A 12847-nucleotide genomic window follows, 5' to 3' on the forward strand; every position below is an offset into this window, starting at 1 on the left:
CGGGGTGTGGTCTCAGCCTGCGCTGACCCGCGTGCCGATCCTCTCACCCTGCACGACACGCAGGATGTTGCCCTCGGGCTCCATGCCGAACACGATCATCGGCAGCTTGTTCTCGCCACACAGGGCGAACGCCGTCTGGTCCATGATCCGCAGGCCCTGGGCGATGGCGTCGTCGTAGGTGAGCTCGTCGTACTTCACGGCGTCGGGGTCGACGTTCGGGTCGGCGCTGTAGACGCCGTCGACGCCGCTCTTGGCGACGAGGACCACGTCGCACTTGCTCTCGAGCGCGCGCTGCACCGCGACCGTGTCGGTCGAGAAGTACGGCAGGCCCATGCCGGCACCGAAGATGACCACGCGGCCCTTCTCCATGTGCCGGATCGCGCGGCGCGGGATGTAGGGCTCGGCGACCTGGCCCATGGTGATCGCGGTCTGCACCCGCGTCTCGACGCCCTGCTTCTCCAGGAAGTCCTGGAGCGCGAGGCAGTTCATGACGATGCCGAGCATGCCCATGTAGTCGGCGCGGACCCGGTCCATGCCGCGCTGCTGGAGCTCGGCACCGCGGAAGAAGTTGCCGCCGCCGGTCACCACCGCGATCTGGACGCCGGCGTCGGCGACAGCCTTGACCTCGCGTGCGATCGCCTGCACGACGTCGGGGTCGACGCCGACCTTGCCACCACCGAAAACCTCACCCGAGAGCTTCAGGAGGACTCGCTTGTAGCCGGCCACCAGGGTCCTTCCGGTCGTTCGTCAGTGATCTTCGAGGCGGACCCGAGGTTACCGTGTCGGCGCCCCGCTCAACGAACCCGCTGCACCCGCTTGCGGTAGTCGTCGCCGTTGTCGCCGTCGATCCCCGAGCTGCGGGTGCGGGCGATGTGGCCGATCTGCTCCTCGCCGCCCTGGACCGGCTGCGCCTCGATGATCGTGTCACGCTCGAACTCGTGGGACTTGTCGGTGTTGCGGTAGTAGCGGTAGAAGGCCCAGTACGTCGCCACGCCGCCGGCCGGTCCCGCGGCGAGCAGCCAGAGACCGCCGTCGTCCGACGCCTGCGCGAGGATGTCGGCGATCATGCCGTGGCCACCAGGATCGCGCCGGCGATGCCCTCGAGGACGGTGCCGACCGTGAACGCGGCGAGCAGCAGCTTGGGCTGGGACACCGGGATGCTGCCCATCGTCTCCCCTGTCCGGGCGTTGACCGCGATGTAGTGGAGCAGCCCGTTGCTCTCCTGGCGGTAGGAGTAGAGCCACACCGGGAGGTACATCGACACCCATCGCGAGCCGCCGACGTCGACCTGCTCCTGCTCCCAGCGCACGCCGCGGTCGAACCTGCCCAGCGAGCCGCGGACCTCGGAGCGGCCGATCGAGAGCAGCTGGTCCTCGAGCACCGGCTTCATGGCCTCCACGTTGACGTCGCGCTTCTCGCTGGTGAAGCCGACGAGGTAGCTGGCGTTCCACCTGACGGCGTTCTTGGTGTCGAACGGCAGCACCGAGTTGACGATGTTGTTGGTGTTCTCGGAGCCGACGGCGAGGCGCGCCGAGGAGCCCTCGACGGTGAGGTCGTCGACGGTGAAGCTCACCTGGCGCGAGACCCGGTAGACGTCGGCCGCGTAATAGGTGACCCGGTTGTCGCCCTGCTTCTCGGTCCAGCGGCGGGTCTCCACCTCGCCCTTGCCCCAGTACTGCGACTGCGCGCGGGCGTCGATCACGAGGTACGGGAGGTAGACGCCCAGCACGTTCTCCGGGACGAACTCCTTCTTGAAGCGCTTGTGCGCGAAGAGGCGGCGCTTCGACGCGAAGGCCCGGATCTTCTCGACCGCCTCCTCCTTGGTCAGCCGGAAGGGCAGGACGGCGTCCGGGACGGCGCCATTGGGGATCTGCCGGTTGACGTTGAGCGTGTGCCGGCACCAGTGGCAGCGGGCGTTGAGCGCGTGGGCCGTGTCGACCACGACCTCGGCCCCGCACGCCTCGCACTTGAAGGTGAGCATGTCGGCCGCGTCGGCCGCGATGTCCTCGGCCCCGCTGGCGATGACGGTGCCCTCGAGCTGGTCGATGCCCTCGCCGAGCCCGAACTCCTCCTCGACCCGCGCCTCCTGCCACTCGTTGCGGCAGAAGAGGCAGATGAGCATGCCGGTGGAGCCACGCAGCCGGACGTCGGTCGAGCCGCACTTCGGGCAGCGGTTGAGGCCGTCGTCGAGGGACTCGTTGACGGTCTCGATGCTCGGCTTCGGCTCCGGCTCGGCCTTGGCCGCCGCGAGCTCCTCCTCCAAGGACAGGGGCGGCCCGTCGAAGGTCGGCTGCTGCGGCGGGTCAGCGGACTCCTGCGTCATCTCAGAGCCCGAGGGCCTTCGCCTTCGCCGCCTCGTAGTCGGCCTCGGTGATGAGGCCGGCGTCGAGCATCTCCTTGGCCCGCTTGAGCACGGCCATCGGGTCCTCCGCGGCGGGCTCGGCCGGAGCGGCCGGAGCGGCCGGGGCGGCCGGGGCGGCCGGGGCGGGCGGAGCGGCCGGGGCGGGAGCCCCAGGAGCCTGCGCGGGCGGCACCGGCTGCTGGAGACCGCCCAGCCCCATGCCGCCGGTCGCCATGCCCATCCCGACCAGCCCACCGGGCCCGGCGTTCTCACCGGCCGCCTCGATGCCGGCCGCGACCGACGCCTGCAGGTTGGAGTTGCCGCGCGAGCCGGACAGCGCATCGGCCCGCTGGACGTTCTTGAGCAGCTCACGCGTCGTGGCGTCGTACTCGATCGAGATGATCGCGGTCTTGACGATCTCCAGGCCGCGGTCGGTGCGCCACTGGTAGTTCTGCTCCACCGCGGCCGACAGCGACTGGGCGAAGCCGATCGAGTCCTGCTGGAGGCGCGCGATCCGGTTCCCCTTGGCGGGGTCGTTGGTGTACATCGAGAAGGCCGGCGCCAGGGAGCCGACGACCTCGTTGAACAGCTGCTCACCGGCCGGGTTGTCGATGTCGGTGAAGTCGAAGGACCGGTGGCCGCTGATCACCTCGGCCGGCACGAAGTTGCGGATGAAGGTCAGCGGGTCGGTGATCTTCAGCGTGTAGGTGCCGCGGGTGATGGCGCCGACCTGGGTGTTGAGGAAGGCGTCGTCCCAGTAGATCTCCGACTGGGTGCCGAACTTGTTGTTGGGCAGCTCCTTGAGCGTCACGAAGACCGCGTTCTGCTGCGCCGAGGGACGACCGCCGAACTTGAAGCGCTCCCAGCTCTGCTTGACGAGGGAGTCGACGAGGCCGCCGCCGGTGAAGATCGACTGCGACGCGGGGTCGTCGGAGTTCCAGATGTAGGCACCAGGCTCGGCGGCGAACCCGGTGAAGGCGCCGTCCTCCAGCAGGACCAGACCGTAGCCCTCGGGGACGACGATCTTGGACCCGTTGGTGATCACGCCGTCGGAGCCCTGGGTGTTGCTGCCGCGACCCGCGTTCTGCCCCTTCGCGACGGCCGGGAACACGGCGACGGTCGAGCCGATGCCGTCCGGGACGCCGTAGAAGTCGACCCACTGGTCGGCGAGGGTGCCGCCGATCGCGCCGATCGCAGCCTGAATGAGTCCCATGGACGATCTCCTTCACCTGACGCCGAGGTGCGCCCGCGGCCGCGGGACGCCGGTCCGACACATGTCCGATGGCCGGGCGCGACAAACCTACCCCGTGGGTCGCACCCGCACGGCCGGAAAAGCAGGACGGCCGGTGGTCACCCTGAGGTGACCACCGGCCGTCCGGTGCGTTCCGTTACGCGCCGACCTCGAAGCGGGCGAACCGCTTGACGGTCGTGTTGGCGGCGTCGAGGACGGCCTTGACCGTCTTCTTCGACTCCGAGACCGACTCCTGCTCGAGCAGGACGATCTCCTTGAAGAAGCCACCGAGACGACCCTCGACGATCTTGGCGACGGCAGCCTCGGGCTTGCCCTCCTCGATCGTCTTCTTGGTCAGGACGTCCTTCTCGGCGGCGACGATGTCCGCGGGCACCTCGTCACGGGTGAGGTACTGCGCCTTGAGGGCGGCCACCTGCATGGCCGCGCCGCGGGCCGCGGCCTCGTCGCCGTCGTACTCGACGATGACGCCGACGGCCGGCGGGAGGTCGGCCGCACGCTTGTGCAGGTAGACCGCGACCGGGCCGTCGAAGTACGCCACGTTGCCGAGCTCGATCTTCTCGCCGATGGTGATCGCGAGGTTCTCGACGACCTTGCCGACCGTGCTGTCGCCCAGCGGCAGCGCCTTGGCGGCCTCGGTGTCGGTCGCCTTGCCCGCGTCGACCGCCTCGACGATCTGCTGGGCGGCCTTGATGAACTCCTCGTTCTTCGCGACGAAGTCGGTCTCCGACTTCAACTCGATGAGCGCGCCGCCGGCGTTGGCCACCAGGCCGGCGGAGGTCTCCCGCTCGGCGCCGCGGGCGGCCGCCTTGGCGGCGCCCTTGACGCGGAGCAGCTCGACGGCCTTGTCGAAGTCGCCGCCGGTCTCGTCGAGCGCCTTCTTGCAGTCCATCATTCCGGCGCCGGTCAGCTCGCGGAGCTTCTTGACGTCAGCAGCAGTGAATGCCATGGATCCTCGTTCGGTGTGTCGAAAGGTGGACGTGGGGGTGCTCAGGCCTCGGCCGGAGCGTCGGCCGCGGGGGCCTCCTCGGCAGCGGCCTCGGGAGCGGCGTCGGCCGGAGCGGCCTCGGCGGCCGGAGCGGCAGCGTCACCCTCGAGGAGCTCGCGCTCCCACTCGGCCAGGGGCTCCTCGGCGGCCGGGCTCGCGGCGGAGCCGGCACCGGAGCGGGACATGAGGCCGTCGGCCGCGGCGTCGGCGATGACGCGGGTCAGCAGGCCCACCGCGCGGATGGCGTCGTCGTTGCCCGGGATCGGGAAGTCGACGTCGTCCGGGTCGCAGTTGGAGTCGAGGATCGCGATGATCGGGATGCGCAGCTTGCGCGCCTCCTCGACCGCCAGGTGCTCCTTGTTGGTGTCGACGATCCACACGGCCGACGGGACCCGGGACATCTCGCGGATGCCGCCGAGGGTCTTGTCGAGCTTGTCGCGCTCCCGCTTCATCTGCAGGAGCTCCTTCTTCGTGCGGCCGGAGCCCGCGACGTCGTCGAAGTCGATCTCGTCGAGCTCCTTGAGGCGGTTGATCCGCTGGTGCACGGTCGAGAAGTTGGTGAGCATGCCGCCCAGCCACCGCTGGTTGACGTAGGGCATGCCGACGCGGGTCGCCTGCTCGGCGATCGCCTCCTGGGCCTGCTTCTTGGTGCCGACGAACATGATCGTCCCGCCCTTGGCCACGGTCTCCTTGACGAAGGCGTAGCTGCGGTCGATGTAGGCCAGCGACTGCTGCAGGTCGATGATGTAGATGCCGTTGCGGTCCGTGAGGATGAATCGCTTCATCTTCGGGTTCCAACGACGGGTCTGGTGTCCGAAGTGGACGCCGCTCTCGAGGAGCTGGCGCATGGTCACGACAGCCATGATGTCTCCTGTTGTGTTTCTCAGTTGGGGCCTGTCGTCCACGCGCGATCCGACCGCACGACGCGAGGTCGCACGGACTGGGGATCGACGCCCACGGGCGGCCGGGGCCGGAGCGGCCCCGTCGTGGTCTGCGGACGAGCGAATTCCGGTCCAGGGCGGACCGGTGCCTCCCAGCGTACGACGTGAGGCGCGCCTCGTACCAATCCGTGCCCTCGGCTGTCCCCAGCGCCCTCCCTCCCCTCCCCCGTCCCCAGCCCGCCCCGCGCCCGCCGGCGGCTGCCGGCACCGCCGGCCACGCTTCTCCCATGCCTCGTCGCCACCGCCGTCACCACCACCGCCGTCTCGCGGTCACGACCGCCCGCCGGTCCGGCATCCTGGCCCTGCTCGTGCCGGCTCTCGTCCTGCCGGTGCTGTTCGCGGCGGCTCCCGCGGCCCGCGCCGACCCCGTCGATCCGATCGGGGTCTGGCCGCTCCATCCGGTGCCGTCGGTGGTCCAGCCGTTCGACCCGCCGGACACGCCCTACGCCGCCGGCCACCGGGGGGTCGACCTGGCCGGACGGGTCGGACAGCCCGTCCGGACAGCCCTCGACGGCACGGTCGTGTTCGCCGGCCGGATCGCCGGACGGGGTGTCGTGGTCGTCGGGCACGGCGCCACCCGCACGACCTACGAGCCGGTGACCGCCTCGGTCGGCGTCGGCGACCGGCTGAGGGCCGGAGCGGTGATCGGCACGCTCGAGCTCGCCGGCTCCCACTGCTTCCCCCGTGCGTGCCTGCACTGGGGATGGCTGGCCGGCGAGACCTACCTGGATCCGCTCCGGCTGGTCGGCGGTGGACCGGTGCGGCTGCTCCCGCTGTGGCAAGACGTGCCGGCCGCCGGGCCCGTCATCCGGCCGGTTCTCGCTACGATGGCGACGCTGCTCGGGATGAGCCGATGAAGGCGGGCGTCCGCGGGTTGCGTACCGCCTCGCCGGCCTGAGCACGGGTCACGCCCGCGGGTGCGCCTGCTGGTAGGCCCGGCGGAGTCGGTCGGTGGTGACATGCGTGTAGCGCTGGGTCGTGGCCAGTGACGCGTGGCCGAGCAGCTCCTGGACCGAGCGCAGATCGGCGCCGCCCTCGAGCAGGTGGGTGGCGGCCGTGTGGCGGAGCCCGTGCGGCCCGAGATCCGGTGCCCCCGGCACGTCGGCGAGGCGCCGGTGCACCAGCGTACGCACGGCCCGCTGGTCGATCCGGCCGCCGCGCGCCCCGAGGAACAGCGCGGGCCCGGATCCCGGCCGGGCCAGCTCGGGCCGGCCCCGGCCCAGCCATCGGTCGAGCGCCGCCGCGGCCGGTTGGCCGAACGGGACGGTGCGCTCCTTGCGCCCCTTGCCGAACACCCGGACGACGTTGCGGTCGCGGTCCAGGTCGTCGACGTCGAGGCCACACAGCTCGCCGACCCGCATCCCCGTCGCGTACAGCAGCTCGAGCATCGCGACGTCGCGGAGCCCGACCGCGCTCCCGTCGTCGGCCAGGTCGGTGGCCGCGCCGATCAGGCGCGTGGCCTCGTCCACCCGCAGCACGTCGGGCAGCGTGCGGTGCGGACGGGGCGAGCCGAGCGCCGAGCCGACGTCGCTGGCGATCCGCCCGGTCCGAGCCAGCCACGCGGTGAACACCCGCGCCGCGGTGGCGCGGCGGGCCAGCGTGGTGCGGGACAGGCCGAGGCTCTGCTGCTTGGCCAGCCAGCTGCGCAGGCTCCGCAGGTCGAGCTCGGTCGCATCGGCCAGGCCCAGCCGGGCGGCATGCTCGACGAGTCCGGTGACGTCGCCGACGTAGGCCCGGACGGTGTGGGGCGTCAGATCACGCTCCGCGACCAGGTGGCGCTCGTAGTCGGCGAGCACCCGCGCGAACGGCTCCGGCAGCAGGTCCTCGGCCCGGTCGGTCATTGCTCGATCGTAGAGCGCGCCTCCTCTCCGAGCCGCCAGCCCGACGGCAGGCGTTCGACGTGTCCGTCGACGGCGAGCGTGTGCAGGAGATGCTCGACCTCCTCCGCCCCCAGGCCGGCGACCCGCGCGACCGACGCGGCGCTGGCCGGCCTCGAGACGGGCACGGCGTCGAGGACCTGCCGAGCGCGGAGGGTCAGCCGGTCGCGTGGCGCCTCCGGAGCGCGCCGCACGTCGAGCAGGTGCTCACCCGCCGCGCCGAGCAGCTCCAACACGTCCTCGCCGTCGGTGACGAGCGAGGCGCCGCCGGCACGGATGAGCTCGTGCACCCCCGCCGACGCCGCGCTCGTGACGGGTCCCGGCACGCCCATCACGGTGCGGTGCAGCCGGTCGGCCCACGACGCGGTGTTGAGCGCGCCGCTGCGGAGTGCGGCCTCGACCACGACCGTGCCGCGGGTGAGGGCGGCGATCAGCCGGTTGCGGGCCAGGAACCGGATCCGCAGCGGCGCGGAGCCGGGCGGCGCCTCGGACACGACGGCATGGTGCTGGCCCAGGTGCTCGAGCATCGGGCGATGCGCGAGCGGATAGGGACGGTCGACGCCGCAGGCGAGGACCGCGACCGTCCGGCCGTCGGCGGCGACGGCGCCGCGATGGGCGGCATAGTCGACGCCGTAGGCCGCCCCGGAGATCACGGTCCGACCGGCCGCGCAGAGCACCGCGGCCAGGTCGCCCGCGATCTCGTCGCCGTAGGACGTCGAGGACCGGGAGCCGACGACGGCCACGGCCGGGCCGAGCCGGTCGATCCGTAGCGGCCCCCGGACCCAGAGTCCCGCCGGGACGTCGCCGCGCGCGTGCAGCATGCCGGCCCCGGCGAGGTCGTCGAGGGACGCGGGCCACTCGTCGTCCCCGGGCACCACGAACCGGATGCCCCGGCGGGCCGCGTCCTCGAGGACCCGCTCCGGCTCGGCGGTCGCCAGCCGTCCGGCGGCCGCGACGAACTCGGGTCGGAGGTCGGGCTGCTCCCTCAGCACCTCGAGGAACCGGACGCCGCCGAGCTCACGGGTCAGACCGAGGCATCGGACGTCGCCCGGCTCGGTGACGATGCTGATCGTCGCGCGGGCGATCCGCTCCTCGTCGGGGACCGTCATGCCACCCCCTCCGCGCCCGATCGGGGGCGGAACATCGCGAGGTCCAGCGCCTGGCCCGAGCGCAGGCGCAGAGCCGTCCGCACCTCGTCCACGTCGGGTTCGACGTCGCGGCCGGCCCGGACCGAGCGCACGTCGGCCACCGTCCACGCGAGCCGGTGCACCCGCACGGCCCCCCGCGCGCTGAGCCGGCCGGCGAGCATCTCGGCGTCGAGGAGCTGCTGGGCCGCGGCGGGAAGCGGCCAGGTGTCCTTGAGCCGAGGGCCCGGGATGTGGGCGTTGAGACGCCAGCTGCGCCCGGCGAACCGGACCGCTTGGCGAGCCCGCGCCGCCGCGACCCGCTCGCGCACCTCGGCCGACGTCTCGACGGGGCGGAACGGGTCCCGACTGGCGGGCGAGGCCGGCTGCACATGTCGCACGATGTCGATCCGGTCCACGATCGGGCCGGACATCCGCGCGCGATACGCGCGGCGCACGGTCTCGGCGCAGGTGCACCGGTTGGTCCGCGCCGCGCGCGAGAAGTTGCCGCACGGACACGGGTTGCTCGCCAACACCAGGATGCCGCCGGCCGGCAGGGTGACCGACTCGTCGCGCCGTGCGACGGTGACGTCGCCGCTCTCGAGCGGCTGTCGCAGGGCCTCGATGACGTCGGTGCGGAAGAGCGGGAACTCGTCGAGGAAGAGCACGCCGCAGTGCGCCCGACTGATCTCGCCCGGCTGGACGCGCCCGGAGCCGCCACCGACGACGCTGGCCTTGCTGGCGCCGTGATGGGGCGCGGCGAAGGGCGGGCGGACCAGCATCCCCTGACCGGGGTCGAGCGCGCCGGCCAGGGAGTGCAGCGCCGTCAGCTCGAGCGACTCCTCGCGGGTGAGGTCCGGAAGGATGGTGGGCAGGCGCTCGGCCAGGCTGGTCTTGCCGCATCCCTTCGGGCCCGACAGCTGCACCGGGTGGCCGCCGGCGGCCGCGAGCTCGATGGCGTACTTCTCCTCGGCCATGCCGCGCAGGTCGGCGAGGTCGATCTCGTCGAGGCGCTCGTCGCCGCGCCAGGTGACGAGCCGGAGGCCGGTCGCCGCGGCGACCGGGGGTGCCGCGGGCAGCTCCTGGCCGGCGAGGGCGGCGACGGCCTGCCCGAGCGAGCGCACGCCGATGACCTCGAGGTCGGGCACCATGGTCGCCTCGCCGACCTGCGGCTCGGGGACGTAGATGCGGCGGATGCCGCCCGCCGCGGCGGCGAGCGCCATGGGCAGCACACCGAGCGCAGGACGGAGCCCGCCCGCCAGGGTGAGCTCGCCGACGAAGGCGGTCCGGTCCAGCCAGGCCGACTCGAGCTGCCCGTCCGCCGCCAGCAGACTGACCGCCATCGCGAGATCGAAGTGCGTGCCGGACTTGCGCAGGTCGGCCGGCGAGAACAGGAAGGTGCACCGCTTGGTGGCGGGCCAGCGCAGGTCGCTGTTGACCAGGGCCATGCGGACCCGGTCGACTCCCTCACGCAGGAGCGCGTCGGCACGGCCCACGACCACGGTCGTGGGCTGCCCGACCGAGACGTCGGTCTGGACGTCGATGAGGTGCCCGACGGCTCCGTCGAGCGCGACGCAGCAGGCGGTCGCGAAGGGCATCAGGACCGGCCTCCGCGCGCGGTCCGAGCGGCGGCGAGAAGACAGGGCAGGCTCGTGGGGTGCATGGATCCACGGTGGGCCCACCGGACGACACCCGCGACCGGAGCGCGGTCCCGCTGTGGAGGAGGGACGCCCGGGTGCGGCCTGTGGACGGCCGACGTCACGTCCGCGGACCGGTGGGGTCGAAGGGGACGAGGCGGCGTGCCCGCTCGCCCGTCAGGCCCGCGCCCGTCAGGCCTCAGCACAGCCCCGGGACGTGCTCGACGAGCGCCGGGCCGCGCCGCGGCCGCACCACGGCGACCAGGTCGACCCGGATGCCGTCGGGACGGATCCCTCGCTCGGCCGCCCACCGCTCCCCCAGCCGCTTCAGCCGGTCGAGCTTGACGTCCGAGATCGCCTCGTGCGGCGTCCCCGCCCGCAGCGAGGTGCGGGTCTTGACCTCGCAGACCACGAGCGTCGCGCCGTCCCGCAGCACGATGTCGACCTCGCCCTCGGGACCGCGCCAGTTGCGCTCCAGCACGCTCATCCCCCGCTCGCGCAGGTGGCGGGCCGCCACCTCCTCACCGTACGCCCCGATCGCCTGTCGCGCCTGTGCCGTCGTCCTCATGCGCCCAGGGTCGGACGCACCCCGGACGAACCGGCTCCACCGCCGCAAGCCCTGGGGACGGCGCCGGCCGAGGCGGGGCCTGGGGACGACCGACGGCACGGTCAGGGACCGATGGTGCTTCCGACACGCCTCGACGGCGCCGCGGGCGTCACTGCACGAGCCGCGGGATGCCGCACTTCGGCTCGTGGTCCACCCACAGGTCGGCCCCGCCGAGGTTCAGCCCGAGCAGCGTCGACACCTGCTTGACGACGGTCTCCTGGAGCGTGGAGGTCAGCCCGTTCACCAGGTTCAGCACGGAGCCCGTCACCGCGTTCACGAGCGGTCCCGTCGCAACGCCGAGCACCTGGTTGATGGCCGAGACCTGCTTGGTGCCGAGGATGGGGATGCCGAGGAGGCCGAGCAGGACCTGCGAGGTCTCCTTCTGCCCGCCGATGGTCACCGCCGTGGGCTGCAGGACCAGAGTGCCGACCTTGGGGATCAGCGTCCCGGGCACCTCGTACGGCACGAGCTGCTCCGGGTCGGCCCAGTGGGAGGCAGGCACGGTGATCACCGGGGTGCTCGGGGTGATGCCGGCGGCCGCGGCGGTCTGCACCCCGGCGGTGAGGTCGATCTTCAAGCTGGCGTTCAGCAGCTGGGTGCTGCCGATGTCGAGGATCCCGAGCGTCTTGAGCGGGCTGAGCAGCCCGCCCAGAACCCCCAGCAGATCGCCCAGCAGCGGCGTCGATGCACCGACGTCGAGCCCCGCCTCGATGGTGGCGTGGATCGAGCCCTGGACGGTGGGCGCGGGTACGGCGGCCGAGGACACCTGGAAGCTGGCCTGCTGGGCACCGGTGCCGGTGCACCCCTCCACTCCGGTGAGCTTCGCCTCCGCGTGGGCGAGCTTCGTGGTGATCGTGAGGTTGATCGGGTCGACCTTGAGCCGGGCGTTGACCAGTCCGCCGACGGCGACGGCCTGGTTGATCGCGTTCGACGTGACCTTGGTGACGAGCTCGACCTGGGCGGTCCTCGCGACCTGGTCGTCATGCCCGGTCGAGCAGGTCTTGCGCGGCGCCTGGATGACCTTCAGGGTCGTCTTCGCCGAGATGAGCCCCAGGTTGACGTCGAGCTTGTCCAGCGCGATCGCGTTGGTCCCGTTCGCCACGAGCGCGGCGGCGGTGATCATGTCGAAGACGTTGAGACTCGTCCCCAGGGCCGCGGGGTCGGTGGGCGACGCGCTCAGCAGGTCGCCGATCTTGATGGTCGGGGCACCGGCCTTGATCGCGGCCTTGATCAGGTTGAGGGCGGTGACCGCGGCCGTGCTGCCGCCACCGGCCTGCGCCGACAAGACGTCGGCCGACGCGGCGACGAGGTCGGCGATGCTGACGTCCTCGGCGCGCAGGAGCTCGCTCACGGAGCCGACGCCGAGCTTGCCGGTGCGGACCAGGTCGGCCAGGGACACCTCGGCGTCGGCGAGGCCCTGGTAGCCGACCAGGTCGAGGTTGAGCGCGTCGGGTGTGCCGGAGGAGCCGAAGACCGAGCTCAGCAGCGGGTTGAGGACGGTGTTCAGGATCGGGTTCAGCAGGGTGCTGTTCCCCGACCTCAGCCGCGCGAGGAAGGAGCCGAGCCGGAAGCACGCCCCGCGGTCGGCCGAGGCGACGGCCTCGCGGTGGGCGTCGCCCTCGCTGCGGCCCGTGGCCCCGGAGAAGACGAACCCGGTGCGGGTGTGGGCGCGGACGCGGACCGCCGTGGGGATCTTGGTGCTGTCGGCGCTCTGGTCGTACGCCCGGAACACGCCGTCCTCGGTGTAGCCCCACTCGACATCGAGCCTCGGGGCGCGGCCCTGACCGGTCCCGAGCACGTCCAGGTTGCGGTCGCGGCTCTCGCGCGCCCAGGTGTCGTCGCGGTCACCGGCGGTGAGGTCGCCGACGGTGGCGACCCCGTCGATGTGACGCACGAGGTCGAGGGCCACGACGTCGGCGAGGGCCTGGGCGTCCGAGCGGGCGACACGCTGCAGGCCGAGATCGACGGTGAAGGCCGCCGAGACCATGAGCACGGCGCCCATCGTCACGGCGACCAGGATCGCGACCGTGCCCCGCTCGTCGCGGGCCGGATGCCTGCGCGTGCGGGCCGGCGTCCCGCGCAT

12 protein-coding genes are annotated in these 12847 nt (G+C 72.4%); 1 reads left to right on the forward strand and 11 read right to left on the reverse strand.

Features of this window, described 5'->3' with window-relative positions:
* Window positions 1-12: 12 nt before the first annotated feature.
* From pyrH to rpsB, 6 genes are all read right to left on the reverse strand, one after another.
* Window positions 13-726, reverse strand: coding sequence for a UMP kinase (gene pyrH, locus ACPZVR_RS08715; RefSeq protein WP_436699186.1), 714 nt, complete (start codon window positions 724-726; stop codon window positions 13-15).
* Window positions 727-794: 68 nt separating this feature from the next.
* Window positions 795-1067, reverse strand: coding sequence for a hypothetical protein (locus ACPZVR_RS08720; RefSeq protein ID WP_436699187.1), 273 nt, complete (start codon window positions 1065-1067; stop codon window positions 795-797).
* Complete coding sequence (locus ACPZVR_RS08725; protein ID WP_436699188.1) at window positions 1064-2323, reverse strand: hypothetical protein; 1260 nt, start codon at window positions 2321-2323, stop codon at window positions 1064-1066. Before ACPZVR_RS08725 ends, ACPZVR_RS08720 begins: the two co-directional genes overlap by 4 nt.
* Before the next feature lies 1 nt (window position 2324).
* Window positions 2325-3554: an SHOCT domain-containing protein gene (locus ACPZVR_RS08730; RefSeq protein WP_436699189.1), complete on the reverse strand. Its 1230-nt coding sequence runs from the start codon at window positions 3552-3554 to the stop codon at window positions 2325-2327.
* Window positions 3555-3729: 175 nt separating this feature from the next.
* Window positions 3730-4539: a translation elongation factor Ts gene (gene tsf, locus ACPZVR_RS08735; RefSeq protein WP_436699190.1), complete on the reverse strand. Its 810-nt coding sequence runs from the start codon at window positions 4537-4539 to the stop codon at window positions 3730-3732.
* A 41-nt stretch (window positions 4540-4580) separates the two neighbouring features.
* Entirely contained in the window at window positions 4581-5441 is an 861-nt protein-coding gene (rpsB, locus tag ACPZVR_RS08740; RefSeq protein ID WP_436699191.1) for a 30S ribosomal protein S2, read from the reverse strand.
* Between the two features lie 305 nt (window positions 5442-5746).
* Between rpsB and ACPZVR_RS08745 the strand changes: the two genes are divergently transcribed.
* On the forward strand, window positions 5747-6376 hold the full coding sequence (locus tag ACPZVR_RS08745; RefSeq protein ID WP_436699192.1) for a M23 family metallopeptidase: 630 nt from the start codon (window positions 5747-5749) through the stop codon (window positions 6374-6376).
* Between the two features lie 48 nt (window positions 6377-6424).
* Here the strand turns inward: ACPZVR_RS08745 and ACPZVR_RS08750 are convergent, their stop codons facing one another.
* From ACPZVR_RS08750 to ACPZVR_RS08770, 5 genes are all read right to left on the reverse strand, one after another.
* Window positions 6425-7360: a tyrosine recombinase XerC gene (locus ACPZVR_RS08750; RefSeq protein ID WP_436699193.1), complete on the reverse strand. Its 936-nt coding sequence runs from the start codon at window positions 7358-7360 to the stop codon at window positions 6425-6427.
* Window positions 7357-8505, reverse strand: coding sequence for a DNA-processing protein DprA (gene dprA / locus ACPZVR_RS08755; protein ID WP_436699194.1), 1149 nt, complete (start codon window positions 8503-8505; stop codon window positions 7357-7359). The genes ACPZVR_RS08750 and dprA overlap by 4 nt, the downstream gene beginning before the upstream one ends.
* The gene (locus ACPZVR_RS08760; RefSeq protein ID WP_436699195.1) at window positions 8502-10118 is read right to left on the reverse strand and encodes a YifB family Mg chelatase-like AAA ATPase; all 1617 of its coding nucleotides are present in this window, start codon (window positions 10116-10118) and stop codon (window positions 8502-8504) included. Before ACPZVR_RS08760 ends, dprA begins: the two co-directional genes overlap by 4 nt.
* Before the next feature lie 238 nt (window positions 10119-10356).
* A complete protein-coding gene (locus tag ACPZVR_RS08765) occupies window positions 10357-10725 on the reverse strand; it encodes a YraN family protein (protein WP_436699196.1) in 369 nt (122 codons plus the stop codon).
* A 148-nt stretch (window positions 10726-10873) separates the two neighbouring features.
* Window positions 10874-12847, reverse strand: a complete 1974-nt coding sequence (locus ACPZVR_RS08770; RefSeq protein WP_436699197.1) for a Tad domain-containing protein — start codon at window positions 12845-12847, stop codon at window positions 10874-10876.

Source organism: Nocardioides segetis (assembly GCF_051390595.1).
Lineage (GTDB): Bacteria > Actinomycetota > Actinomycetes > Propionibacteriales > Nocardioidaceae > Nocardioides.